25 protein-coding genes are annotated in these 24548 nt (G+C 53.1%); 15 read left to right on the top strand and 10 right to left on the bottom strand.

What is annotated here, in order from left to right; genetic code table 11:
- Window positions 1-49: 49 nt before the first annotated feature.
- The 4 genes from ABSG49_RS01830 to ABSG49_RS01815 are packed head-to-tail and all read left to right on the top strand — an operon-like array spanning window position 50 to window position 3363.
- Window positions 50-760, top strand: a complete 711-nt coding sequence (locus ABSG49_RS01830; protein ID WP_424024390.1) for a helix-turn-helix domain-containing protein — start codon at window positions 50-52, stop codon at window positions 758-760.
- On the top strand, window positions 754-1806 hold the full coding sequence (locus tag ABSG49_RS01825; RefSeq protein WP_424024389.1) for a hydroxymethylglutaryl-CoA synthase: 1053 nt from the start codon (window positions 754-756) through the stop codon (window positions 1804-1806). The genes ABSG49_RS01830 and ABSG49_RS01825 overlap by 7 nt, the downstream gene beginning before the upstream one ends.
- Window positions 1803-2969: an acetyl-CoA acetyltransferase gene (locus ABSG49_RS01820; protein WP_424024388.1), complete on the top strand. Its 1167-nt coding sequence runs from the start codon at window positions 1803-1805 to the stop codon at window positions 2967-2969. The genes ABSG49_RS01825 and ABSG49_RS01820 overlap by 4 nt, the downstream gene beginning before the upstream one ends.
- Window position 2970: 1 nt before the next feature.
- Window positions 2971-3363: a Zn-ribbon domain-containing OB-fold protein gene (locus tag ABSG49_RS01815; protein ID WP_424024387.1), complete on the top strand. Its 393-nt coding sequence runs from the start codon at window positions 2971-2973 to the stop codon at window positions 3361-3363.
- A gap of 166 nt (window positions 3364-3529) precedes the next feature.
- On the opposite strand, the gene ABSG49_RS01810 is transcribed toward ABSG49_RS01815, so the two are convergent.
- Window positions 3530-4465 carry a class I SAM-dependent methyltransferase gene (locus tag ABSG49_RS01810; protein ID WP_424024386.1) on the bottom strand — a complete coding sequence of 312 codons (936 nt, stop codon included), beginning with the start codon at window positions 4463-4465 and terminating at the stop codon, window positions 3530-3532.
- Window positions 4466-4491: 26 nt separating this feature from the next.
- On the opposite strand from ABSG49_RS01810, the gene hmgA reads away from it, so the two are divergent.
- Window positions 4492-5769, top strand: coding sequence for a hydroxymethylglutaryl-CoA reductase (NADPH) (gene hmgA, locus ABSG49_RS01805; protein ID WP_424024385.1), 1278 nt, complete (start codon window positions 4492-4494; stop codon window positions 5767-5769).
- 124 nt (window positions 5770-5893) lie between these two features.
- On the opposite strand, the gene rimI is transcribed toward hmgA, so the two are convergent.
- Window positions 5894-6379 carry a ribosomal protein S18-alanine N-acetyltransferase gene (gene rimI, locus ABSG49_RS01800; RefSeq protein ID WP_424024384.1) on the bottom strand — a complete coding sequence of 162 codons (486 nt, stop codon included), beginning with the start codon at window positions 6377-6379 and terminating at the stop codon, window positions 5894-5896.
- Window positions 6380-6554: 175 nt separating this feature from the next.
- Between rimI and ABSG49_RS01795 the strand changes: the two genes are divergently transcribed.
- The 9 genes from ABSG49_RS01795 (at window position 6555) to ABSG49_RS01755 (ending at window position 16277) form a co-directional block, all read left to right on the top strand.
- Entirely contained in the window at window positions 6555-7820 is a 1266-nt protein-coding gene (locus ABSG49_RS01795; protein ID WP_424024383.1) for a DUF1015 domain-containing protein, read from the top strand.
- Between the two features lie 58 nt (window positions 7821-7878).
- Window positions 7879-8751, top strand: coding sequence for an ATP phosphoribosyltransferase (gene hisG, locus ABSG49_RS01790; RefSeq protein WP_424024382.1), 873 nt, complete (start codon window positions 7879-7881; stop codon window positions 8749-8751).
- Between the two features lie 135 nt (window positions 8752-8886).
- Window positions 8887-9564: a hypothetical protein gene (locus tag ABSG49_RS01785; protein ID WP_424024381.1), complete on the top strand. Its 678-nt coding sequence runs from the start codon at window positions 8887-8889 to the stop codon at window positions 9562-9564.
- 1 nt (window position 9565) lies between these two features.
- A complete protein-coding gene (locus ABSG49_RS01780; RefSeq protein ID WP_424024380.1) occupies window positions 9566-10657 on the top strand; it encodes a hypothetical protein in 1092 nt (363 codons plus the stop codon).
- Window positions 10651-11163, top strand: a complete 513-nt coding sequence (locus ABSG49_RS01775; RefSeq protein WP_424024379.1) for a DUF7288 family protein — start codon at window positions 10651-10653, stop codon at window positions 11161-11163. The genes ABSG49_RS01780 and ABSG49_RS01775 overlap by 7 nt, the downstream gene beginning before the upstream one ends.
- The gene (locus tag ABSG49_RS01770; RefSeq protein WP_424024378.1) at window positions 11151-11534 is read left to right on the top strand and encodes a hypothetical protein; all 384 of its coding nucleotides are present in this window, start codon (window positions 11151-11153) and stop codon (window positions 11532-11534) included. The genes ABSG49_RS01775 and ABSG49_RS01770 overlap by 13 nt, the downstream gene beginning before the upstream one ends.
- A gap of 31 nt (window positions 11535-11565) precedes the next feature.
- Complete coding sequence (locus tag ABSG49_RS01765; RefSeq protein ID WP_424024377.1) at window positions 11566-11973, top strand: hypothetical protein; 408 nt, start codon at window positions 11566-11568, stop codon at window positions 11971-11973.
- A complete protein-coding gene (locus tag ABSG49_RS01760) occupies window positions 11973-12815 on the top strand; it encodes a DUF7289 family protein (RefSeq protein WP_424024376.1) in 843 nt (280 codons plus the stop codon). Before ABSG49_RS01765 ends, ABSG49_RS01760 begins: the two co-directional genes overlap by 1 nt.
- 246 nt (window positions 12816-13061) lie before the next feature.
- The gene (locus ABSG49_RS01755) at window positions 13062-16277 is read left to right on the top strand and encodes a hypothetical protein (protein WP_424024375.1); all 3216 of its coding nucleotides are present in this window, start codon (window positions 13062-13064) and stop codon (window positions 16275-16277) included.
- Between the two features lie 563 nt (window positions 16278-16840).
- Here ABSG49_RS01755 and eif1A read toward each other — a convergent pair.
- Both eif1A and ABSG49_RS01745 read right to left on the bottom strand, forming a co-directional pair.
- Complete coding sequence (gene eif1A, locus ABSG49_RS01750) at window positions 16841-17149, bottom strand: translation initiation factor eIF-1A (protein WP_424024607.1); 309 nt, start codon at window positions 17147-17149, stop codon at window positions 16841-16843.
- Between the two features lie 103 nt (window positions 17150-17252).
- Window positions 17253-17993 carry a LysE family translocator gene (locus tag ABSG49_RS01745; protein ID WP_424024374.1) on the bottom strand — a complete coding sequence of 247 codons (741 nt, stop codon included), beginning with the start codon at window positions 17991-17993 and terminating at the stop codon, window positions 17253-17255.
- Between the two features lie 90 nt (window positions 17994-18083).
- Between ABSG49_RS01745 and ABSG49_RS01740 the strand changes: the two genes are divergently transcribed.
- Entirely contained in the window at window positions 18084-18218 is a 135-nt protein-coding gene (locus ABSG49_RS01740; protein WP_424024373.1) for a hypothetical protein, read from the top strand.
- 791 nt (window positions 18219-19009) lie between these two features.
- Here the strand turns inward: ABSG49_RS01740 and ABSG49_RS01735 are convergent.
- The 6 genes from ABSG49_RS01735 to ABSG49_RS01710 all read right to left on the bottom strand — a co-directional run bounded on the left by ABSG49_RS01735 (window position 19010) and on the right by ABSG49_RS01710 (window position 24429).
- Entirely contained in the window at window positions 19010-19339 is a 330-nt protein-coding gene (locus tag ABSG49_RS01735) for a hypothetical protein (RefSeq protein WP_424024372.1), read from the bottom strand.
- A gap of 200 nt (window positions 19340-19539) precedes the next feature.
- The gene (locus ABSG49_RS01730) at window positions 19540-20013 is read right to left on the bottom strand and encodes an arsenate reductase ArsC (RefSeq protein ID WP_424024371.1); all 474 of its coding nucleotides are present in this window, start codon (window positions 20011-20013) and stop codon (window positions 19540-19542) included.
- Between the two features lie 3 nt (window positions 20014-20016).
- The gene (gene phoU / locus ABSG49_RS01725; RefSeq protein WP_424024370.1) at window positions 20017-20667 is read right to left on the bottom strand and encodes a phosphate signaling complex protein PhoU; all 651 of its coding nucleotides are present in this window, start codon (window positions 20665-20667) and stop codon (window positions 20017-20019) included.
- Window positions 20668-20676: 9 nt separating this feature from the next.
- A complete protein-coding gene (gene pstB / locus ABSG49_RS01720; RefSeq protein WP_424024369.1) occupies window positions 20677-21438 on the bottom strand; it encodes a phosphate ABC transporter ATP-binding protein PstB in 762 nt (253 codons plus the stop codon).
- Window positions 21431-23395 (bottom strand): phosphate ABC transporter permease PstA, encoded by a 1965-nt coding sequence (gene pstA, locus ABSG49_RS01715; RefSeq protein WP_424024368.1) that lies wholly within the window; start codon window positions 23393-23395, stop codon window positions 21431-21433. The genes pstB and pstA overlap by 8 nt, the downstream gene beginning before the upstream one ends.
- 44 nt (window positions 23396-23439) lie before the next feature.
- Window positions 23440-24429 carry a phosphate ABC transporter substrate-binding protein gene (locus ABSG49_RS01710; protein WP_424024367.1) on the bottom strand — a complete coding sequence of 330 codons (990 nt, stop codon included), beginning with the start codon at window positions 24427-24429 and terminating at the stop codon, window positions 23440-23442.
- Window positions 24430-24548: the final 119 nt, after the last annotated feature.

Raw genomic sequence — 24548 nt, 5'->3', positions numbered from 1 at the left:
GAATGCACGTTCGTTAATTATATAACGCCCGGGCTCCATGGTTATGAGCATGAAATCCGGATTGCGGAACCAGCTTGCCGAGAAGATGGCGGGCGAAATTACGCTGTCGGACTCACCGGGACATGCGCTGAAGAAGTGGCGCATGAACTTCGAGATCGCACCGGGCGTCCTCTCGGACCGCCTTGGCATCTCCCCGTCTGTCATCAGCGATTATGAAAGCGGAAGGCGGAAAAGTCCCGGCACCGCCGTTGTCGGCAAGATTGTCGACACGCTCCTCGCCATGGACGAGGAGAATGGCGGGAAACACATCCAGAAATTCTCAACCATGCTCTTTTCGAATGTCGAGGATGACGTGATCTACGATCTCCACGAGTACGAGGTGCCAATCCCCCTGAAGGACTTTGCCGATGCCATCGGCTGCACCCTGCTCTGCGGTTCGACCGATCAGCTCATCTTCGGCTACACGGTGGTCAACAGCCTGAACGCGATCATGCAACTCTCATCGGATGAGTTCAACCGCATTTACGGCTGGAGCACCGAGCGGGCGCTGGTCTTCACCAACGTCTCGACGGGTAAATCACCGATGGTCGCGATCCGCGTCACGCCCTTCAAGCCGCGGTGCGTGGTACTGCAGGGGATCGATGCCCCTGACGTTCACCCCATGGTGGAGAAGATGGCGGAACGGGATCGTATTACCGTCTTCTGTACGAGCATGGATGTTGACAAAATCGTGATTACCCTGAGGGAAAAAGAATGGTAGGCATCATTACCTACGGTGTATACATACCGAGATACCGCATCAAGGTCGAGGAGATTGCCCGGGTGTGGGGCGCGAACGCGTCCGACATCACTGGCGGACTGGGCGTTTTTGAGAAGTCCGTCCCGGACATGGATGAGGATGCGGCAACGATCGCTGTTGAAGCAGCCCGCAATGCCCTGCTCCGCAGGCATGTGGATCGCAAAGAGATCGGGGCCGTGTATGTGGGCAGCGAGTCCCATCCCTACGCCGTCAAACCGACCGCATGTACAGTGGGCGAGGCCATTGGTGCCACTCCAAACATGACTGCAGCGGATTACGAGTTTGCCTGCAAGGCGGGTACAGCCGCGATCCAGACCTGCATGGGCCTTGTGAAGAGCAAGATGATCAAGTACGGGGTTGCCATCGGCTCCGATGTCTCGCAGGGTGCACCGAGCGATGCGCTCGAGTACACTGCAGCAGCGGGCGGTGCGGCCTACGTAATCGGGAACGACGACCCGATCGCCACGATCCACCACACCTGCTCGTTCACCACGGACACACCGGATTTCTGGCGCCGCGAGGGGCAGAACTATCCCCGCCACGGAGGCAGGTTCACCGGCGACCCCGGTTACTTCAAGCACGTGAAGGGCGCAACCACGCTCCTGTTCGAGCAGACGAAGAAGAGCCCGAAGGACTTTACCTACGCGGTCTTCCACCAGCCCAACGCGAAGTTTCCGCAGAAAGTGGCAAAGGATCTCGGCTTCACGTCAGAGCAGATCAAACCGGGCCTTGTTGTCCCGCACCTTGGCAACACTTACTCGGGAGCATCGCCGATTGGCCTCGCGGCAACGCTGGACATCGCAAAACCGGGCGACACAATCTTTGTCTGCTCGTTCGGTTCCGGTGCAGGCAGCGATGCGTTCGACATCGAAGTGACTGATGGGATCACATCGGACAAGTTCCACCGCGACGCGGCACCAAGTGTTGAGAAACTCCTGAAAAACCCCATCTACCTGGACTATGCACAGTACGCAAAACACAAGGGAAAACTGGTGATGCAGGTATGAGAGACGTAGCTGTAATCGGTGTTGGCTGCACAAAATTCGGGGAGAAATGGGAGAGCTCGTTCCGTGACCTCTTTGTTGAGGCAGGGACCCTTGCACTTGAGGACGCACAGCTCTCCGGGGAGAAGATCGATGCAATGTACGTCGGAAACATGAGTGCCGGCCGGTTCATCGAGCAGGAGCATATCGGTGCGCTCATCGCGGACTACGCGGGTATGGCAACACGCCACATCCCGTCAACACGGGTCGAGGCGGCCTGTGCCTCGGGAGGCCTAGCTTTCCGGCAGGCCGTCATTGCGGTCGCCAGCGGCATGGAAGACATTGTCGTGGCAGCCGGCGTCGAGAAGATGACCGATGTCGAGCCCGGTGCAACAACGGATGCCCTTACCGGCGCAGCGGACCGTGAGTGGGAGGGGTTTGTCGGCGCGACATTCCCGGGCCTCTACGCGATGATCGCAACCGACTACATACACAAGTACCACATGACCCGCGAACAGCTGGCACAGGTCGCAGTGAAAAACCACTACAACGGTGCCCGCAACCCCATCGCCCAGTTCCAGCAGGAGATCACGCTCAACACCGTCATGAAATCCACGATGGTTGCCGAGCCCCTCCGGCTCTTTGACTGCTCGCCCATCACGGACGGGGCGGCAGCAGTGATCCTTGCACCGCTCGAACGGGCACGGGAGTTCACCGACACGCCGATCAAGGTGCTGGCCACGGCACAGGCAAGCGACTCCATCGCCCTTCACGACCGGCGCGACATCTCGACCCTTGATGCCACCGTTGCCGCAGGGCAGCGGGCGTTCAAGATGGCAAAACTCACGCACAAAGACATCGATATGGTGGAAGTCCACGACTGCTTCTCGATCGCGGAGATCTGTGCGATCGAGGACCTCGGGTTCTGCAGGAAAGGCATGGCCGGCAAATTCACCGCGGACGGTGAGACAGCGCTTGGCGGTAAGATCCCGGTCAACACAAGCGGCGGCCTCAAGGCCTGCGGTCACCCGGTCGGTGCGACCGGTATCAAGCAGGTATACGAGATCATCCAGCAGCTCCGCGGCGAGGCGGGCAAGCGGCAGGTCGACGGCGCAAAGATCGGTATGACCCATAATGTGGGCGGCACCGGCGCCACGGTCGCAGTCCATATCCTCGGGAGGGTGTAACATGACCGTTGCACGATTCTGGAGAAAAATCCCCCAGCGGTACAACCTGATCGGCACGAAGTGCGAGAAATGCGGCCGGCACTTCTTCCCCCCGCGGACCTTCTGCCCTGACTGTCGCAGGACCGGGAAGATCGTGGACCACAAGTTCTCCGGGAAGGGAACGATCGTCACCTACACAATCATCCAGACTGCCCCGGACCAGTTCACATCTCCCGGACCGTATGTGCTCGCCATCATCAAGCTCGATGAAGGCCCCCAGATGACAACTCAGATCATCTGCAACCCGAAAGATGCGAAAATCGGCATGCGGGTCAAAAGTGTGTTCCGGAGGATCGCCACCGATGGCGAGAGCGGCATCATTCACTATGGCACGAAGTTCGTGCCGGTGGAGTAAATTTTTTTGAAAAACCGGTAAATTCTTTTCCCGTTGACAGTATTTTTTTCATATACTGTCCATTCCCCCGGGGAGGATCACTTGCATAGGGAAGCGAGCTGACAACTCTGGATACGGAGGGCTGTCCCGGGCTATGATACCCCCTCCCCCATAAACGAGAACTTGATCACTCAGCGCTAACTGCGATATCATAAACCGCGTGCCACTGCCCGGGCGAGTACGATCGCACTACCCGCTCTGCGAGCACCGTCCCGCCGAGCTCACGGATCCGGGCCGTATGCTCACCTTCCACTGAAACCAGTGAGTAAAAATGGATCGTCCCTCCCGGCCGGCAGAGCCGAAACGCCTCCGTCAGGAATTCCGTGCCCGAGAGGGGAAGGTTCATTACGATACGGTCAAATTTCCATGACAGGATCCGGTCGAGGCGTCTGGCATCCGCAAGCATGGGGAGCACGTTCTTCGTCCGGTTCTGTGCGATATTCTCCAGCATCAGGCCAATCGCTCTCGGGTTGAGGTCTGAAGCAACAACAAGAGACGCCCTCTTTGCAAGGATTATCGCAAACGGCCCGACCCCGGCAAACATGTCGAGTACGACCTCTCCCTCCTGAATCTGCGCAAGGATGCGCTGCCGCTCGGTGGAGAGCCGGGCAGAGAAATAGGCGCCGGCAAGGTCAACGGTGAATATATGCCCGTGTTCGGTCACCTTCGTCCGGGTCGTAGGGTCGCCTGCCAGGACCCTGAACTCACGGATCCGGTACTCACCGTGCACCTCTCCTTGGGCAAACACAACCGTGCGGAGCGACGGCCGGGAAGCAAGCAACCTCTCTGCCCCGTCCGGATCATCGTCCTGCATGATTGCGATCCCGCCGACCAGCTCGTGCCGTGGCAGGGGCTCCCGGCCCGGGTGAACCTCGAACTCGAACCACTCCGCACCCTCACACTCTTCAAGGAGCGGCAGGATGAGATCCTCATCCTCGCGGAGCACTTTGAGCGAGGCATCGAGCGCGCCCTCGTGTATCAGCGCCTGCCTCATCTCCTCCCCCCGCTGTGCCGGCACCCGCATACCCCATTGGCCGGCCGTCTTTCTGACCACGTGTATCATAACAGTATAGGTGCTAACCATTAATCATGGCTGATGATGCGGAGCGCCGCACCGGGAAGGACAGCGGCGCGAAGTCAGGTCACGACAAGGACAGGGAAACGATTATTCACAACAGGCTCAGGGACGGGACACTGAAGATCTACGAACTGGAGAAGGAACTCTCTCCGATCGACGCAATACGGGTGCGGCGCGGGTTCATCGAACAGGAGACCGGCGCCACACTCAAAAACATCGGCATCTTCTCGATCGATGTCGAACGCGTGGTAAAACGAAACTGCGAGAATATGATCGGCACGGTTCAGGTGCCTCTCGGGGTTGCGGGGCCGGTCCTTGTAAATGGGGGGTACGCAACAGGAAATTACTGGCTCCCGCTCGCCACAACGGAAGGCGCGCTCGTCGCATCGGTCAACCGCGGGTGCAGCGCCATCACCAAGGCCGGCGGTGCCGAAGCCCGGATCCTCCATGACGGGATGACCCGGGCGCCGGTCTTTGCCGCGGACAGTATCATCCACGCAGCACAGGTCGGCGACTGGGTGAAGGTGCATCGAGACGAACTCAAAGCTGCTGCCGAGAGCACCACCTCGCATGGGAAACTGACGGATATCGTCACCTTCGTTGCCGGGACGAGCGTCTTCGTCCGGCTCGAGTTCGATACCAAGGATGCGATGGGCATGAACATGGTGACGATCGCAAGTGCGAAAGTGGCCGATATGATCGCACAGGGCACGGGTGTGCGGCTCATCGCCCTTTCCGGGAACATGTGCACTGACAAGAAGCCTGCCGCGATCAACGGCATCATGGGGAGGGGCCGGAGCGTTGTCGCGGGTGTCGCCCTCTCACACAGGCTGATCAAAGAGGTCTTCAAGACCGATGCAAAGACCCTCTTTGAGGTGAACTACCGCAAGAACCTCGTCGGCTCCGCCCGGGCCGGCTCCATGGGGTTCAATGCCCATGCGGTAAATGTTGTCGCAGCGATGTTCATTGCCTGCGGACAGGATGCGGCGCATGCAATCGATGGCAGCACCTGCATCACCACGGTCGACTTCACGGATACGGGGGTGTATGTCGCGGTTACTCTTCCTTCGCTGCCGGTCGGGACCGTTGGCGGCGGGACCGGCATCGATACCCAGCAGGAGTGCCTGAAACTGCTCGGTGTCGCCGGCAGCGGGAGGCCTCCCGGAACCAATGCGAAGAAACTCGCGGAGATCATCGGGGCGGGAGTCCTCGCCGGCGAACTCTCCCTCCTCGGGGCGCTTGCCGCCCAGCACCTTGCCCGCGCCCACCAGCAGCTGGGGCGGGGATAACCGGTTTTTCTTTTTTCCTGCACTGACATAAGAGCGTTTTCTGGATTTTTTCCTGCACGGGAAAAACCGTTTTCATTTTATCCAGGCCATCCGGAAAAGTAAAACCGGAAAAGCGGGAACTTCCTTAAAACCGGAACCACTTCATCATCACGATGGCATCTTCACCGTTGGCATAGTAGTGCTCGATCCCGAATACGTCACGGTATCCCATCCTGCGATAAAAGCGCTGGGCGATCGTATTGGAGAGGCGCACTTCCAGCTGGACCCCGGTGGCCAGCTCCAGCGCGAACTGGTGCTCGACACGGTTCACGAGCAGTTTCCCGATCCCCCTGCGCCGGTACCGCGGGCTGATCCCCAGGTTGCAGAGATGCCCGTAGATGTTCTCCCCGGTATCCTCGAGGCCACCCACGACAAAACCCACCACGCCCCCATCGCAGACCGCGACGAAATACGTGGACGTGTAATAGGTCAGGGCTTCGAGAAAAACAGACTGCTCCCACGGGTCGATGAACGAGTCCTGTTCAATTGCAACAATCGCCGGAATATCCGTTGGCATCGCTCTCCGTATCAGCGGCAGCGGGTAGACAGCAAGATCGTGCGGCCGGATCATCAGGGACCTCCGTTTGCTCTCAGGCAACAGTAGTCATGAGCGCTTGGGATTCATAGCATTTGCCCCACGAAGCATTGGGATTATCGGACCCTGCAAGGCGGAAGTCTTCGATATATATGGGATCACACACAATTATGAGAGCACTAAAAAGAACGTTCCCGGTGCGGTGTCAGGTATGGTGAGGATTTATCGTTTTTCAGGAGTGCGGCCCGTACCGGCAGCCGCCCCGGAGATCGCGGCGGTACCTTATGATGTGGTGACTGCGGACGAGGCGCGTGCCATTATTGCCAGAAACCCGAAGAGCTTCCTGCGGGTGAGCCGGTCCGATGCGGAACTCCCGGATACACCCCCGCTCGATGACCACGTGTATAAGCGGGCCCGTGAGATGTTCGTTGCACTGGAACAGGAAGGCCTCCTGAAAAAGGACATCGAACTCTGCATGTATCTCTACCGCGTGCAGCATGACGGCGACACGTTCCTCGGTCTCTGCTGTTGTCTTGACGTGGACGATTACCGGAAGAATAATATCCGCCGCCACGAACAGACCCGGTATGACAAGGAGGAGGACCGGACCCGGCATATCGAAACGGTCAGGGCGCACAACGGCCCTGTCGTACTCCTCTACCGCGATGTGGCGGATATTTTCTCGTTTATCGAATCACAGGTCGCACGCAACCAGCCGCCGGCCGCAGAGGTGCGAACGGAGCAGGGGATCCTCCACCAGATATTCCGGATCTCAGATCCTGAAGTGCTTGCCCGTCTCGAACGCCAGTTTGCCTCAGTTCCCTCCCTCTACATCGCGGACGGACATCACCGGGCAAAAGCTGCGGTGAACCTGGCGGACCGTATCATTGCATCAGGCAGGACGCCTGACGATGAAGTCTGCCGGTTCATGGGTGTGATGTTTGCCCACGACCGGGTGAAGATCCACGGGTACAGCCGTCTCCTCACCGATCTCGGTACCTATTCTCCCGATTCCTTCCTTAAAAAACTGGGAGACTGTTTCACGGTGCGGCCATACGGAACGGTCAACGGCAGCGGGTACAACATCCCCCCCGCGATCGCGGATCCCGGGAAATATCACGTTGTCCACCTGTATCTTGCCGGCACATGGTACGAATGTACCCGCCCGCGGGTCCCGGGCGCGACCCCGCTCGACGCCCTCGATGTCGCGGTGCTCCAGAAGCACGTGCTGGAAGACATGCTCGGTATCACCGATCCCCGGGGCGATGCCCGGCTCCAGTACCTTGGCGGTGCACGCCCGGTCGCGGATCTGGAAAAACTCGTGGACAGCGGTACCTACCGGCTCGCGTTTGCCATGCAGCCGGTCCGGGTGGAGACCGTCCTCTCCATCGCGGATGCCGGGGGCATCATGCCGCCGAAGTCCACGTGGTTTGAACCCAAACTGCTCAGCGGGCTCGTCATCCATTCGTTCGATTAGGTACGATTCCCCCCATTCACCCTATCCTTTATCGGTTTTTACAGCGATGATGTATGGTATGATCACCATCGCACTCCCGAAAGGCAGCCTCGAAGCGCAGACGCTCCAGCTCTTCAAGGAGGCCGACCTTGAGGTCAGGCGCACGGACCGCGATTACAATCCCCGCATCGCCGACAGCCGTATCGGCAAGATCAAGATCCTCCGCCCGCAGGAGATCCCGACCTATGTCGAGAAGGGATACTTCGATGTGGGCATCTCAGGCCTCGACTGGGTTCACGAGACGAGTTCGGATGTCGTGGAGGTGGCAAACCTCTCGTACAGCAAGACCGGGGAGGGCAATGTCAGAATTGTCGTAGCCGTGCACCGCGACGAGCCGATCGAGAATGTCAGCCAGATCCGGCCGGCCAGCCGGGTTACGACCGAGTACCCCGATCTCACCCGAAAATTTTTCGAGCGGCTGGACATCCCGGTCCAGCTCTTCCACTCCTACGGTGCATCCGAAGCAAAAGTGCCGGACCTCATGGACGTGGTGGTGGACCTGACCGAGACGGGTACGACACTCCGCAAGAACGGGCTCAAGATCATCGGCCAGATTATGGAGTCGCACACGGTTATCATCGCCAACAAAACGAGCTGGGAGGACCCGGAAAAGCGCAGGGAGATCGAAGAGATCAGGACGCTTTTGTTCGGGGTTATTGAGGCCCGGCACAAGGTCCTCCTGACCATGAACGTCCCCACCAGTTCCATGGAGCGCCTGGTCACCGCACTGCCGGCGATGAAGAAGCCGACGGTGAGCAGGCTCCACGGCATCGATTATTACAGCATCCAGACCGTTGTGCAGAAAAGTGCGGTCAACCAGCTCATCCCGAAACTCAAGGAGTGCGGGGCGGAAGATATTCTCGAGATCCCGATCTCGAAGATCGTGCCGTAATGCCAGGTATCCCGTCAATCCCTTTTTAATTATGCGCGAACCGGGCACGGCCCGGGAAGGCGGGGTAAATCTTATACTCGCTGATAAATGTTCCCAGACCCGGATTGGCCCAGCGCGTGCCCCGATAGATGAAATATGGATTCCCGGCCAGAAAAACACCAATGTTTATATCAGGTATTCGCCAATAAGGCATTACGGAAGAATATGCACAGCTATCGCCCTTTGATGATCACTATCGCGCTTCTCTTTGCGATATGCCTTTTCAGCGGATGTATCTCCCCTTTGGGTCCTGCGAACCAGACGCCGCAGATCCCCTCGCCCAACGCATCTCCGAAAACTGACGTGGGCGTTATACCAATAGAGATGGTACCAAGTGCGAAATTCATCAGTTTTGACGAGGCGAAAGACAGCCTGAAAGACAGTGATTCGCTCTCCTCAAACCAATTCCAGAAAGAGAGAAGGATTTTATTCATTCAGGGAGGCAATCTTGATGAATCGGGAAATGCCGAGCGATGGGTTTTTGGGGTAACCAAAGGGGACATCAAAGAACTGAGGGTATATGATCGTACAGGCTGGACGATCATTCCCTGGAACAATGCCATTTCTGCAGAAGAGATAGACTTAAACGGCGTGGTATCTCCCACGACCATATTTGATCAAAACAAGAAACAAATCCTCGAAAGCTCACCTTCAACAATTCCTGCTCAACGGGACATTGAACTGAAAAATGGAACCTATACCTTCACCATAACTTCCGGAAGCATGTCAGAAATCCTAATGTTCAATGCAACAACGGGTGCGGCGATTGAATAATATGAGTGATGAGACCGGAAATCTCTCCATAGATTTTCTTGTTGGCTTTACAATATTCCTGATCGCGTTCATCTGGGTCGCTTCCATGATCTCCGGTATTATGGTGGGTCTTCAGTCAAGTCATATAGATTATGATGCAGTCGCTTACCGGACCGGAGTGATTCTTGCCGAGGATCCCGGATGGCCGGCATCACCACCCTGGGAATTCTACGGGGATGGCCAAAAATATGAAATATCCCGGTTTGGTTTTGCCACCTCAAAAGATTCCCCGGGTATCCTCTCTCAGGATAAACTCAACCGGTTCTTCTGCTCGTCGTTTATTTATCCGGATGACTACCAGTCCCGTGCAATTTTCGGGGATTTTCCCTATCAGTTCAATATTTCCGTTATTGACGTGGAAACGCGCAAGGGTCAATCGGTGGGAGGTATTCTCCCGGACGGGTATGGGTATATCCGAAGACTCGTAAAAATCAAAGGTAGCAGCAATGCCTCGATCGGATTAGCGTATATCATTGCGCATAAGTATAACAATACCGCTATACCCTCAGATCTTAATGTCACCCACCATGAATTTTCGATTCTCATAAATAATACCAAACTCCAGACACAAATGAGGAACCCGACGTACCAGATCGATCCATCGAGAGAACAGATCATGATCAACATAACTGATCTTCGATCAACGATAGTCCCGGGATACAACTCACCATCGATCTCTAATTATTCTAAATTAGTCAACATAAGTTTGACCAGTATCAACGTCTACAAATGGGATGGGGGTGCACTATCCATGGTTCGGACGTTCAATACTCCATATATCGACGGCAACAGTTCGGTTACAGCACCGCCTTGCATAGTTTCAGATAATATATCCCTGGTAATAAATCCCCGCGTTTTCGATATTATGCAGGCAGGCTATTCCCAGGTGTATTTCAATCTCACGTTTGATTTGAAGACCGGGATACCTCCAAAATCAGTAAATAGTTCATTTTTAAATAATACCTTCTCAAAACCGTTTGATTATAATTACGATCCTGCAAATGTCACCCAGCCCCGGTTGAGGGACGCTGTCGTGGAGGTGGCAGTGTGGTAAACGATGAGGGGCAACTGTATACCATAGAAGGGGTAGCCGCAGCTCTCATCATGCTTTTAACTGCATATCTTATCGTAGGGGCCACATCGATGTACACTCCCGGGGATGCACACATCAGTGATATGCAGCTGGAAGTACTGGGGAGCGATGCACTGACTATGATGGATATCCCCCCGAACGGCACTGTGACGGCAAGCCCTCTCCAGCAGATTATTGAGAACGATTCTTATGGCGGGGGACAGTTCAGGGTCATGTTCATGAATTATACCAATGTTTCCGGATACGGCCCGAAACATGACATTCAGTTTTCAGCCAATTATACGTACAGAGTGCCCGCTGATGCTACGCTCATGAGTGTTAACATTAATTCCTCGCGTTACCTGACCGGTGGGGAGCATGCCATCCGAGTGACCAAGTGGGTAATCGTGAACAAGAAACTCCCCCCGGATACGGGGGTTCTCGGGAGACGGGCTGTACTTGTGGAGGTGCTCCTGTGGCGCGACTGAATGATGATGCCCAGTGGATCATCCTGATGGGATTTCTGGTAAGCTTCAGCCTGTTCTTTCTGGCACTCATCATAAACCAGTCAACGGTAGTTGGACAAACCACCGCGGAAAGTGTTATTGAATTCCCCAAAAACGATATCAGGGACATCAGCCAAGTGATCAAAGAGCATGCTGGAAATAACGGCACGATTAATGACCCGGTATATCAAGACATCATTGCCCTCTCCATACAACGGAAAGGTGCAGTTGTCAATTATACTTTAAATACCGTTTATACACGAGGTCCACTAACAACTGATATGCGTAATTATTCCCTGATCCACTACAACAATGGGGTGACGACATATAATGAAAACTGGACCTCATACTAACCCCCGTCAAACTGAATCCGGGGTAGCGACTTTGATCGAGTACATCATGGTGAGCGGGATTCTCATGGCCCTTCTTGTCGTGATGCTGTTGCTGGTGAACTCAACGTTCATGGAGACACCTGTCGAAACCCTGACCTATGTCGCTTTCACGGATATCGGCAATGGCGTTTCCACCCGGATTGTTGATGTATATGCCCTTGCACCCAGTGATGGCTCGATTACTACTATCTTTGATCTCCCGGACGATGTGGCTGGCAACGATTATTACGTTCTGATCGGACAAGGGAATAACCCGACAGACCAGGATGTGGAGATATCACGGGACCTCATTAATATCCATGTTTCGCTCGCCGGTATCGGGGCATCCCGCGGGGTAACGGGCAATACAACCGGTAGGGGAATGAACAAAATCAGTTATAATTCGGGCGGGGTTTCTTAATGGCGGTTAGAAAGTACAGTTTAGCAGAAAGGGGTGTTTCCGAAGCGATAGGATTCATGCTCATCTTCAGCATAATGATCGCGGGAATAGGGCTGGTAACCCTGTATGGATATCCTACACTCATACAGCAACAGTCGAGTGCAAACGAACGGATCATGGAAAAGAACATGATTGTCCTGCAAAACGATGTAAAAAGTCTTGCATACAAGACGGTGCCCTACAAAGAATCATCACTTAAGGTAGAGGGGGGGTCGCTGACGGTTTATAACGCATCGTCCACTCCGGCTGTTTTTACGATGGATATTACTAATAATTGTGGGAGCCCTACCACTTATTATGTGGGAGCGTTCAGGTCCGGCGATTTACGGTACTCATCGGACAGTGCAGATACCGACATATCCCTCCAGAATGGGGCCGTTGTGAAGCGCCAGCATGCTGAATCGGGGTCCGCTATGCTTGCAGAGCCGCGATGGTTCTATGATAATAAGACGAACACGATGGTGATCAATCTCATTGGATTCAATAGTACCACTAGCATGTCACGGGCAGGTATCGGCACAGTGCAGACGGCAATGGGAGCGACTAATTATACGTATGTCAATATACCCGCCGGGAATTCCCTGTGTGTAAATTACACTTCTGATACCACACTAAATGGACAGGATTATTCTGTTGCCTGGGATAATTATTTCATGAAAACCCTGAACAATGCCCCGGATATCACAGTTTATTCTCGGACTGGAACACCGGGCAATGGGGGATCACTCAAATATACACTTACGGTTCTCAATCCAATGACGCTCGTCATCAAAAAATACGATATGGTTATCAAATCCCTCTGATACCTGCACTTTTTTTGTCAGCGGACCCCGGTGATAGTAATTGAGGGGCATCCTTCGGGTTTTCATTTATTAAAAAGAGAGATTGTGTTTCGCAAGAATATATGTAGCGTAACTGAAACGGGGTGCCTGATTCGATTTAAGGCAGATTTTTGTTTATTTAGAGAATGTAACGAAAATATGAGGTTTTTAGAGAATGCAAAAAAATATATACTATCATATACTATTACCTCTTCCAAGGTGTTCTTTATGTTAGTGAAACGTGCTATTATGATCCTGCTGGGGCTTCTCCTTCTGATGGGGCCGGTGACCGCGTATTATGCCGATCCCGCCCACGGTACCGGGTTCTCTCCCAGTGATTCCACAAAAATCTGGATTATTGCCGATACGGGTCAACAGAACGTCATCAAACTGGTTGCCTATAATACAACACCCGGTTTTGTTGGTCCCATTATAAATGCACCGGTCGCCTTCAGCATAGATAATCCATTGCTTGGTACAATAACTCCCGTCAGTAATACAACAGATTCCAATGGCGTGGCACTCTGCACCTTTACCGTCAATGCAACCCACCCAACGTCCGGTACTGCAAGGATCACCGCAAACGTTGTTTCGGGTGAGACAAGTGGTGTGACCTATCATAGCATCCTGTACTGGGATCAAAAAATTGATCATAATGTTCCCTATAATGCCGTTTTTTATTATTCCAATGATGGGTCTGTTGAGACTGTGATTCCGGTTACAATATCACTTTTCGACCGGTGGGGCAACGTTGTTGATAACCGGTTTGAGACCGAAAAATCATTACCCGCCCATAACATAACCCTCCATGTAAACGGGCCATCGCCACCGAATAATTGCGGTTTTACGGATTACGGACTTGTTCACGATAAAACATTCAACCTCGATGCAAACGGAAATGTGACCGTCAACATCACACCTGCGACAAAACCCGGCTGGCACTATATCCTTATGGATTCTATGGGCAGTATTCCCGAACAGATGAAACTGTTCGATACTGTGGCAAATGGGAAGCCTTTTTCCATGACGCAGTCGTTCAGCCCGGATGGCAGTCCGTATGCAACCGTTCTTGCCGACGGAACAAGCAAGTTCACCTTTTACTACTCCCTGTATGATAAATACGGGAACCCGACACAGGACCAGGGGGTCTGGATCAACACCTCAGACGGGAACATACTCCAGACATCGATGGAAACAACTGGACAGGTCTGGTCAACCTACGGACCCAAGTCTTTTACCGGTCTCTATCCGATCAACGCTACCGCAGCGGGGAATACTACCCTCATGTGTAACAAGACGGTCCGGTTTTACAATACAACTGCCGTAAATATTGATATGTCTGCAAACCCGCAGACCATGCCCAGCCGGGATGCAAATTCAGCAATTTATTCGAATATCTCGGCAAAAATAACGGATATTATGGGCAACGGGGTTGCCGGGGAAGTTGTGACCTTCACGCTGCATGATATGGTAAATTCCCCCGTTTCGGCCAATGAGACAAAGAACTCTTCCTTCTCCAGCAGCAGCAAACTGTGGACCACCACCGCCACTTCTGATGCCCAAGGATATGCAACGGTGAATTTGTATCCTGCCAAATATGCGATTGCCACAGAACTGGGATATCAGCAACAGGTTTCCGGAACGGCTATTGTCACGGCTGCATGGAAGGGCAATCAGACAGATATACACCTCACATGGAAGAATTATCCCTATCTCAGTGCCGTGGTTGCCGTGAATCCTCAGAAGGTTAAGGTGGGGGATTCAGTGAATGTTTCCATCAAGCTGAACGGGGATGGCTGGGCGCTAGTACCGAAACCTTCAGATGTCGTGCTTGTAACCGATTTGTCAGGGAGTATGCTTGACACTATGGGTACCGGAACTAAATTAACAGCGACAAAAACCGCATTGAAACAATTCGTGGCACTGTCAAACGGTAAGATGTATCTCTCGCTCGCATCGTTTGCTAATGATCCATCTGGTTATAGCACGCAAGCCATGCAATTGTGGAATCTACAGAATTCAGGTACAACTCCAAAACCGTTTGACCCCTATATGGATAAAAGTCTTATGACTGCTGCCTACCAACAACCCAATAAATGGTACGGGGATGCAAGGATTGACACTGACTTGACAACAGATTCCCCTACTCTCAATAATACAATAGGAAATTTTACATACACATATGGGAGTTACACTTATACGGGGTATGGTGCGAACGGAGGTACGGATCTTGCCGGTGGCTTGGAAGCGGGCCTAACAGAATTGAATACCAAGGGCTATGCTGGCCACAACATGTCGATCGTCATCATGACTGATGGTATCGCCAACATGGCTCCCGTCAATTCGTCATTCCCCCTAAAAGCATACATACCATCGGATTATGATGGTACGGGCAGCACTATCGCAAAAACTGCTGCCATCAAAATCGCATCGGCTATCAAGGCAGATGCACGAAATATTAAGATCTATACCATCGCGTTCGGAAGTGATGCTGATACTGCGACATTAACATCAATTGCATCCCCGGGATGCAATTATGTTGCCAGTGATGCGACGGCTCTGTCTACGGTATACCAGACGATTTACGGGCAGGTTTTTACCGATGCGAGTGTGGATACCGATGTAGCTCTGGACATGCACAATTTGATCGTAAATAGTAACCCTGTTTCTGCGGGTAACTATTTCAATTATCAGTACAACACAACAACCTCACCGGGCTCGACCATGCTGGATAAATATAACAAAACCCCCCTCGGGGCAATCAACCAACACCTCGTCCCGGGATTCGATGTCAGTACAGGACTCCCCTTCCCAAGTATCGGCCCGATCATCATCAACCAAACGGATTACTGGAACGACGCCGCTCACCCACAGCAACTTGCATTCAATATCGGAACCATCAAATTGAACGAGACATGGCAGGCGGATTTCAGCCTGCAGGTATTAAAGGAGGGCGATATCCAAGTATTCGGCCCTGCGTCACAAGTCTGCTTTCAAAACGGTGCAGCCGGTGCAACCTTCAATAATTGCATGGGACTCGGCAATGCTTCGTTTACTGCTTCAATGAACCCGACAAATCTCGGCGTATCAGAAAATATCATCAAGATATCTGGCCTTGCCCGCACCGATGGAGGACTGGATGACCCGGTTAAGGGTACATTACCGGTTACCTGGACAACGGTCTACACTGGTAGCAGTATGATCACCGAAGAGGTGAGTTATATCTATAATGGAGGCGTCCCGGTAAGATTTGATGTGAAGACACTCAACCCGGCCGCGGGCGATTTAAATTCCCCTCAGATTTCAATCCTTAATACTGATAAACTTCCACCGGGCGGCTACACGATTCAGGTTCATGCCTTCACGAATGATGCTACAGATACAAATGAATGCGGTCCCTATTCATTTACCACACAAGGCAGATCATTTATAAAACTCGAATAACCTTTTTTAATCAGCAACAATACAGCACCACGGCTATTCCATCAGCTGCCGGGGGTTCCCTCCATGATATCACCTTTTCCATCAGGGGAATTCCTGATGATTTTTATCGGTAAATCCCTCGCATGGTTCCAGATCGTCTTTGGATCATTCCCTTCATATCCCCTTTATATAAAACCAAATACCGCGGATAGCAAGAGAGGTTTAAACTCACAATTTCATTCAATACACCCATGCATCGCACCAGTTCTTCCCGGGAGCTTGCTGCTATCGTCCCAGTTGTCTTTCATTGAAGTATCCTGTAATACCTGTTCCGGACATGCCAAGTAAGAGGAGCACCATCTCCACCCAAGTGCAGACGATCAGCACACCGTATCTCCGGTTGTGCAGCCCCAGGTTATTCAGCACGGATAGGGTATTGCACGGAACCGATCGATACACAGAGAATGATCCACAGACGTGTCGAGCCTGAAAAGACACCGCCAACAAATTCCGATGCGGAAAGAACAGAATTTTCAGGGAATACCACGCCGAGGCAGGGCAGGGTGGTGATAAATATGATACATTCAGAGATACTTATTCCGCCGGAGCCACTCCACCTGCGGCCCGGTGTACCGGTAGATGATATCGCATTTCTCGTCCTGGAAGTTCCACGGGATGACAATAAGGATGTCCCCCTCCCGGATCCAGACTTTCTTTTTTATTTTTCCTTTGATCCTGCCCATCCTTGTCACACCGTCAAAACAGCGGACCCGGATATGGTTTGCACCCATCATCAGTTCAGCACACCCGAACATTTCCCGGTTACGTTTCTGGGGCAGTTTTACCCTGATGATCTCATCGCCAGGGGGTGCTCCCGGTTTTTTATCTGTCAGTGCAACCTCTCCTTTTTTACGTTTTTTATCGGGTTTACGTGCTTAATTGTTGGTGCAAGAGAAAATATATTTATTCCCATCGAAGGACGGAAATCCCGGCGCGTCACGGGCCGGATATTCCTGCCAGTGCGAGAACGAGACTGATGAGCATAACAGCACCGACACAGATGATGAAGAGACCGGATACCCGGTTGATCAGGGCAAGATTTCCGGCGCTAATCCGGGACCGGACGGACCCGAGCGTACCGCATAGGAAGATCCACCATGCAACAGAACCGCAAAAGAACCCGGTAACGAACTCCGCTGCCGAGATCACCGAAGTCCCGCCGAAAGAAAAACCGAAGCCGGGCAGGGTCACCATGAGGAAAAGGAGGGTCAGCGGATTTGCGATGCCGATGGCGGCCATGGAGAGGTAATCCTTCGCGTAGCTCTCGTGCAGGCTCTTCTCCCCGTCCGTATCGGGACGGATGAAAAAAATTCGTATACCGACTATAACAAGGACCAGCCCGGCAAAGAAGCGGAAGAAGTCCTGCCAGGAGAGGATGAACCCGGAGATCGCGGTCAGGCCGAGGAATGCCACCGTGGCATAGAGCGAGTCAGCGGTCGCGACCCCGAACCCTGATATGATGCCATGAAGCCTTCCGTCAGAAAGAGAGCGCTGGATGCACATGAGGGCGAGGGGACCGACCGGTACGGTGAGGATGAGGCCGATGACGATTCCCTGAATAACGATACTGACTTCCACAGGGCACCCGGAACTGTTCGCTGCTTTACCTGTTGACTGTTGCCTGACATTAATGTTGCACAGGAGCTCCGCAACGATGTTCCTGTCCCGTGACTCCATGGGGGGGGATGTCGCGGATCCTGCCTGAAAAAAGGTCAATACACATAAATGCCGGCAGATGTCAATTCATCTTATCCGAGGGCTGAAAAGATGGATGACTCCAAGATTCCGACATGCGACAAGAACCATGATGCGACCCCGATGCGGCGGGTGTGGGCAGATGGCCATGGCGATGTCGTATACCAGTGTCCGCTCTGCGGCAGGAAGATGCAGGTGCGGGAATAATTAAAGGCAGGAGTGTTTCTTCCCCCGCTTTTTTTAGGCCGGGCCCGGGTTGCAGCCGGACGGATCGCTTGCTCCGGTCCCTGCCGGGAAACGATCTGCTCAAAACATACGATAGGGAGGAGCAATAATTAACACCCTCTCCAATTTTTTTCAGAATGTATTGACCCCCCAGTGACGCTGTGGTCAAGGCGGGTAAAGATTCAGGTCCGTGTGTCCCAAAGGGGGGATTTTCCTATCGGAGGATCAGCGGAAAGTACCGGCCTGGCATCTGGTGCGGGCGTTGTCTGTACCCAATTCCTATGAACGGAAGAAGAGATTCCTTGCCATATTTTTTTAAATAATCAATAACAGAGTTCAGTTTTACCGGCTCTATTACAATCAGGTAGGTTAAACCGATGCAAGGAGCAGGAGTCGAACCTGCGAACCTCTACGGGAACGAATTTTGAGTCCGCCTCTTTTGACCACTTAGATGTACTCGCTCAGAATAATGTTGATTCTAGCATGTAGAAGGTTCGAGTTTTTATGAATGTGCTCTTATACCAAATTTGGTCAATAAATCTTGAGATTTTCAGGATGATTGAGGGGCATTTATTATCCAATAACAAATCGGCTTTTATGCAAAGGTTTCTCCGACACAAGCTCATGAACCCGCTTTGCGGTCACCCATGCGAGGTGTGCCTCGAAATCATCCGGATGCATGAGTTTCTTTTCGACGCACATTATGGATACTTGGAAATCTTCAAGGGGATCGGGGTTTTCCTGTTCCTGAATATCATGCACGATGCGTCTCATTATTTGTCACAGATCCGATTGAGATCACACGATCGTACAGCGCGGTAGATGAACCCACGGGGGTCTTCATGGATTTCCTGTGGCTGGCAGGATCTGGATTCATGATCGAGCTTGTTGACCAGAACCGTCAGAGCTGCAAGGGTTGAACCCATTGTCCGGATATGCAGGGCCTTGTCCCGGTCAAGCCGGCACTCCCGGTAAAGGAGCTCGGTTTTTTTCGTTAGAATATGTACCAGTTTCCGGCATTCTATCACCGGATTGTCTTCGCACTCATGGTGTTTTACCGGAAATATTTGTGACGTGGCTTCTTTCTGCTGACAACTTTTCATTCTCCACTCCATTGCCGGGCTCTTCTTCCGGTCTCGGAGCCCGGATGCAGCCCAACCCAATTACATAATCCATTCTGTAAGTATATATTTAAAAAAATTTCTATATATGTTTGATGGAGCAACTATAGTTACAGCGAGTGAACACTCGTGTTTCTAACACCGGCCATATGATTTTCTTCCTGAATGGGTTCCGGTTATTTTTATTCACGTTTATTCTCTGCCTGTTTATCAGCACAATCCGGAAAAACTTCAGACAGCCAGTTACTCATATCATTCCGAAGTCGGCGATAGTCAACAAGGATTGCTGCTTTATCCCGCCGCATTTCCGAGGGGCTGATAAATCCCCGGTGGTAATAGTGGCCTCCACGGGGAATACTGCCGGATGCCGCCAGCCCGACATGATCGCACAACGTGACAACATGATCAAATTTCATCGCGGTAAATGTTTTAAGCGACTTTGATCGCTGTTGTGAGATATCGATCCCGATCTCTCGCATCGCCATAACCGCATAGGGATTCAGACCTGCGGGGGCAATCCCGGCCGAGTAAATGGTAAATCGACCGCCACACCGGGCCCGCAGCAATCCTTCTGCAATCTGTGATCGGGCCGAGTTGAAGGTGCAGATGAATAGGACGGATTCTTTCTCCCGTTGGATCTCAGCTTCGCGTGCCATGGATCAATGGATCTCGATCCTATCGCCCGTGTGCATGTAATGGACATTTTCTGCGATCTTACAGGCATGGTCCGCACAGCGTTCGAGGTAACGGGCGACCATGATGTAGTGGGTACAACGGGAGATGTTCTTCGGGTCTTCCATCATGTACGTGATACCTTCGCGGAAGATCGAGTGCCTGAGCGCATCTATGGTATCATCCCGGGCCGAAAAGTCCGCGATAAGGTCTATGGAATCGGTTTCATAGGCTTTGACCGAATCGTCAATCATATCGATGACCAGCTCTGACATGTGCGGGATGCTCATCATGTTGGCGATATGAGGCTTGTCAGAGATTTCCTTAACAATATTTGCAATGACCTTACCGTACCGCCCGATCCGCATGGAGGCAGTGATCACTTTGAGCGTGCAGGCAATGACCCGCATATCCTTTGCCATCGGCTGGTTGAGTGCGATCAGCTGGTAACAGTGCTCCTCGAGTTTCACTTCCATACTATGGATCTGCTCTTTTCTGGCAACGACCTCAACAGCAAGTTCCTTATCCTGCCGGATAAGGGCATCGACCGCATCCCGGAGCATCATACGCCCAAATTGTGCCATTTCGACCGTATCGTTTTTTACCGCTTTTAATTCCGTGTGAAATTTTTCTGCCATATCCCGCTCCTAGCCGAACCGGCCGGTGATATAATTCTCGGTCAGTTCCTCTGTGGGGTGCTCGAAGATCTGCACGGTTTTCCCGCACTCGATCAGTTTTCCAAGATACATGAACCCGGTGTAGTCGCTCACCCGTGCCGCCTGCTGCATATTGTGCGTGACAATGATAACCGTATAATCCTCCTTGAGCATTTCGATGAGGTTCTCGATCTTCGCTGTTGCGATCGGGTCAAGCGCTGAGCAAGGTTCATCCATCAAGATTACTTCCGGTTCGACTGCGAGCGTCCGGGCAATACAGAGACGCTGCTGCTGGCCGCCGGAAAGCCCGAGTGCGGAATCATTCAGCCGGTCTTTCACTTCGTCCCAGATGGCAGCGTGACGCAGGCTCTGCTCCACAATCCGGTCCAGCTCGTCCTTGTCTTTTACCCCATGCACCCTCGGGCCGTACGCCACATTTTCCCAGATGGATTTAGGGAACGGGTTGGGTTTCTGGAAGACCATCCCGATCTTTTTCCTCAGGGTGACCACATCGGTTCCCGGTGCATGGATATCCTCGTTGTCAAGCGTAATCTTCCCGGTGATTTTCACGTGATCGATCAGGTCGTTCAAGCGGTTGAAGCACCGCAGCAGGGTGGATTTGCCGCAGCCCGAAGGCCCGATCAGTGCGGTGACCTTGTTCTTCGGGATCTTCATCGATACGGACTGAAGCGCATGCTTCTCATGATACCAGAGATTGAGATCTGATGTGGAAAGGATAGGATTTTCAGACATGTTGACCCCGCATTTTGTTCTGGAAATGGGTTCTTACAAAGATCGCGACCGCATAGAAGGCGACAACAAGCAGCAGCAACACGAGCGCAGTGCCATACTTGTTGGCTGACGATCCTGGCACATTCGTTGCCAGGATGAACAGATGATAGGGCAGAGCCATAACCGGCTGGAAAACGGAGTCGGGCAGGAAGCGGGACGAGAAGACCACCGCAGTGAACATAATCGGTGCCGTCTCTCCTGCCGCTCTCCCGATGGACAGGATCGCCCCTGTCACGATACCCGGAACGGCAGGTGGAATGACGACCCGGCTGATAGTCTGCCATTTTGTAGCCCCGAGCGCGAGACTGCCTTCGCGAAGCGACTGTGGTATGTTTTTCAAGGATTCCTCTGTGGTCCTGATGACAGTTGGCAGCACCATCAGGGCGAGGGTGACCTGCCCCGCGAGCATCGATACGCCCACGTTGAGGTACAGGACAATGAAGGCAAAGCCGAACAGGCCGAAGACGATCGAGGGAGTACCGTTCAGCAGGTCGACACCGGTCCGGATCAGCCGCGTAACGCGGCCTTCCCGCGTATATTCAACCAAGTAGATCGCGGCCCCCACTCCGAGCGGAAGGGCAATGGCAATCGCTCCGAGGACGAGATACAGGGTGCCGACAATTGCCGGGTAGATGCCGCCGGCCCTCCCGGAATCCAGCGGAGGTTTTGTCAGGAAGTCCCACGTGAGAGCCGGGATGCCGTTGATGATTATATCCTGCAGGATGATAACGAGAATGGCGAGGACAACAAGGGTCGCGCCAACAATGAACCCGAACGCAATCATCTGGATCTTGTTCTCCGACATGTAAGGCCTGCCAGCATACCATAAGGCCCCCGCCAGCAGGATAAGAGGGGCAAGCCACCAGGACATCGCGGTGAGTACCATAAGTAACAGTGCAAGGCAAAGCATTTTGGCGGCGAATACGAGTTTTACCCGGGTCCTGGAGGAGATCACCGGTTTCCGGGCAATGCCACCGGTCCTTCCCTCCTTGATATACCGCAGGATCGCAACCGCGGAAATGTTGATGACGAGCGTGATGACCAGCAGTACGACTGCAACACCGAACAGGGCGTTGTAATGATCGGACCCGACGGATACTTCCCCCATCTCAATACCAAGCGTTCCGGTCAATGTCCTTAAGGGGGAGAGGATATTCCAGATTGGATCCGGGATGATGGCTGCATTCCCTGCCACCATCATGACCGCCATGGTCTCGCCGACTGCACGCCCGATGCCAAGAATAATGGCGGCGGCGATGCCGGAGAGGGCGGCGGGGACAAGTACTTGACTGATCGTCTGCCAGCGGGTCGCACCGATGGCAAGGGATCCTTCCTTGTACTCATGGGGAACCGAGCTGATGGCATCTTCAGAAACGCTGACGATTGTGGGGAGTGCCATGATGCCGAGAAGGACCGAAGCCGCGAGCCAGGTCTCTCCCGTAGGGAGATCGAATAAGACCCGGATAAAGTTGGTGAGAACGATGAGACCGAAGAACCCGTACACAACCGAAGGAATCCCTGCAAGCAGTTCAATGGCCGGTTTGAGGATATTTTTCATACGGGGTGACGCGAGTTCAGATATATAGATTGCACAGCCAAGGGACAGCGGGACGGCAAAGACCATGGCCCCTAAGGTGACGAGGAGGGTTCCGACAATGAGCGGGAAGATACCGTACAACGGTTCAACCGCGGTCGGCGCCCAGTCAGGGCCAAGGAGGAAATTGAAGATCCCGACCTGGGTGAAGATCGGGTAACCGTCCCGTAACAAAAACAGGAGAATAAATGCGACAACGATAACGGCAAAGAAGGCTGTGAAGAAGAAGGCAGTCTTGATCGACTGCTCCCTGAGCAGGGATAACCGGGCAGTGCCAGCGGAGGCGCTTCTGGCACCCGGATTACCCTGGAAGATTTTTCCCATGTCTGCCTCCAAAAAATGGTTTTTTCAATCCTGACGAAGTCAGTTTAGCTCAGGGTAACGTATCCCTGATCCGCAACGATCTTCTGACCGTCAGGGCTGAGGATGTACTTGATGAAGTCGCCGGAGAGGCCGGAGGGCTGACCGTTCGTTATCATGTAAAGATCACGGGACATCGGGTAGGACAGGTCCTTTACGTTCGCAATCGTGGGCGGGATGATTTTCTGGGCATTGTACCAGATGGGGAGTGCCTTCACATCCTTGCTGACGAACCCGATGGACACATATCCGACTGCACCCGGGGTCTGTGCAACGGTCTGAAGGACTGCACCATTAGAGTTTTTCTCAAGCATCTTGTTGGTCGCGGTTGCAGTCCCCAGCACGGTCTGATCGAAATACGTACGGGTGCCGGATGCGCTGTCACGCCCGACAACGACAATCTGGTTGTTGGTACCGGGAACATCTGCTCCCGTGATCTCTGACCACTTGGTGATCTTGCCGAGATAGATACCCTTGGCCTGATCGAGAGTGATATACGGGATCGTGTTGGCCGGGTTGACGATGACTGCAACGCCATCCTGTGCAACCGGAGTAATAACAAAGCTGGGATACTTGACCATCTCATCCTTGGTGACTTCACGGGAAGACATGCCGATATCCACGGTCTTGGCACCGATCGCCTGGACTCCGACACCGGACCCGCCTCCGGAGATCTGGATGTCTGCATCCGGATGGGCTGCCATGTACTTGTCAGCGGCCGCCTGGGCAATCGGGAGGACGGTAGTCGATCCGCTGATCCTGATGGTCTGCTTCTGGCCCGTTGAGACCGGGGCTGCAGTTGTTACAACTGCTGCCGGGGTCGATATCAGTGCCGGGGCGGCCGAAGTTACAACAACCGCAAGCGATGCACTGGGTGTCAGGGTAGCGACCGGCGTTTTTGTTCCATTGCCTGTACAACCTGCGAACAACATTGCGCAGATGAGCAATGTGGCGAGGCTCATGGTTACGAGTAAGTACGAACTCCTTTTTTCCTTCATGGTGTTCTATCATCCATTTTACGTGGGGTATTAAATGTGTTTTCGCCATAAACTATACTAATATATATACAAGAAATGGACAAATAGAGTGACATAGGGAAATCAGTTTCCTATAGGAA

Origin of the sequence: Methanoregula sp. (genome assembly GCF_049510175.1) — an archaeon.
Lineage (GTDB): Archaea > Halobacteriota > Methanomicrobia > Methanomicrobiales > Methanospirillaceae > Methanoregula.
This window is presented reverse-complemented; position numbering and strand designations above follow the sequence as displayed.

What these genes read in the sequence shown, in the direction of transcription:
- ABSG49_RS01830 (WP_424024390.1), top strand. Translation starts at nt 50, where the DNA reads ATGAAATCCGGATTGCGGAACCAGCTTGCCGAGAAGATGGCGGGCGAA.
- ABSG49_RS01825 (WP_424024389.1), top strand. Translation starts at nt 754, where the DNA reads ATGGTAGGCATCATTACCTACGGTGTATACATACCGAGATACCGCATC.
- ABSG49_RS01820 (WP_424024388.1), top strand. Translation starts at nt 1,803, where the DNA reads ATGAGAGACGTAGCTGTAATCGGTGTTGGCTGCACAAAATTCGGGGAG.
- ABSG49_RS01815 (WP_424024387.1), top strand. Translation starts at nt 2,971, where the DNA reads ATGACCGTTGCACGATTCTGGAGAAAAATCCCCCAGCGGTACAACCTG.
- ABSG49_RS01810 (WP_424024386.1), bottom strand. Translation starts at nt 4,465, where the DNA reads ATGATACACGTGGTCAGAAAGACGGCCGGCCAATGGGGTATGCGGGTG.
- hmgA (WP_424024385.1), top strand. Translation starts at nt 4,492, where the DNA reads ATGGCTGATGATGCGGAGCGCCGCACCGGGAAGGACAGCGGCGCGAAG.
- rimI (WP_424024384.1), bottom strand. Translation starts at nt 6,379, where the DNA reads ATGATCCGGCCGCACGATCTTGCTGTCTACCCGCTGCCGCTGATACGG.
- ABSG49_RS01795 (WP_424024383.1), top strand. Translation starts at nt 6,555, where the DNA reads ATGGTGAGGATTTATCGTTTTTCAGGAGTGCGGCCCGTACCGGCAGCC.
- hisG (WP_424024382.1), top strand. Translation starts at nt 7,879, where the DNA reads ATGATCACCATCGCACTCCCGAAAGGCAGCCTCGAAGCGCAGACGCTC.
- ABSG49_RS01785 (WP_424024381.1), top strand. Translation starts at nt 8,887, where the DNA reads ATGGATTCCCGGCCAGAAAAACACCAATGTTTATATCAGGTATTCGCC.
- ABSG49_RS01780 (WP_424024380.1), top strand. Translation starts at nt 9,566, where the DNA reads ATGAGTGATGAGACCGGAAATCTCTCCATAGATTTTCTTGTTGGCTTT.
- ABSG49_RS01760 (WP_424024376.1), top strand. Translation starts at nt 11,973, where the DNA reads ATGGCGGTTAGAAAGTACAGTTTAGCAGAAAGGGGTGTTTCCGAAGCG.
- ABSG49_RS01755 (WP_424024375.1), top strand. Translation starts at nt 13,062, where the DNA reads ATGTTAGTGAAACGTGCTATTATGATCCTGCTGGGGCTTCTCCTTCTG.
- ABSG49_RS01745 (WP_424024374.1), bottom strand. Translation starts at nt 17,993, where the DNA reads ATGGAGTCACGGGACAGGAACATCGTTGCGGAGCTCCTGTGCAACATT.
- ABSG49_RS01740 (WP_424024373.1), top strand. Translation starts at nt 18,084, where the DNA reads ATGGATGACTCCAAGATTCCGACATGCGACAAGAACCATGATGCGACC.
- ABSG49_RS01735 (WP_424024372.1), bottom strand. Translation starts at nt 19,339, where the DNA reads ATGAAAAGTTGTCAGCAGAAAGAAGCCACGTCACAAATATTTCCGGTA.
- ABSG49_RS01730 (WP_424024371.1), bottom strand. Translation starts at nt 20,013, where the DNA reads ATGGCACGCGAAGCTGAGATCCAACGGGAGAAAGAATCCGTCCTATTC.
- phoU (WP_424024370.1), bottom strand. Translation starts at nt 20,667, where the DNA reads ATGGCAGAAAAATTTCACACGGAATTAAAAGCGGTAAAAAACGATACG.
- pstB (WP_424024369.1), bottom strand. Translation starts at nt 21,438, where the DNA reads ATGTCTGAAAATCCTATCCTTTCCACATCAGATCTCAATCTCTGGTAT.
- pstA (WP_424024368.1), bottom strand. Translation starts at nt 23,395, where the DNA reads ATGGGAAAAATCTTCCAGGGTAATCCGGGTGCCAGAAGCGCCTCCGCT.
- ABSG49_RS01710 (WP_424024367.1), bottom strand. Translation starts at nt 24,429, where the DNA reads ATGAAGGAAAAAAGGAGTTCGTACTTACTCGTAACCATGAGCCTCGCC.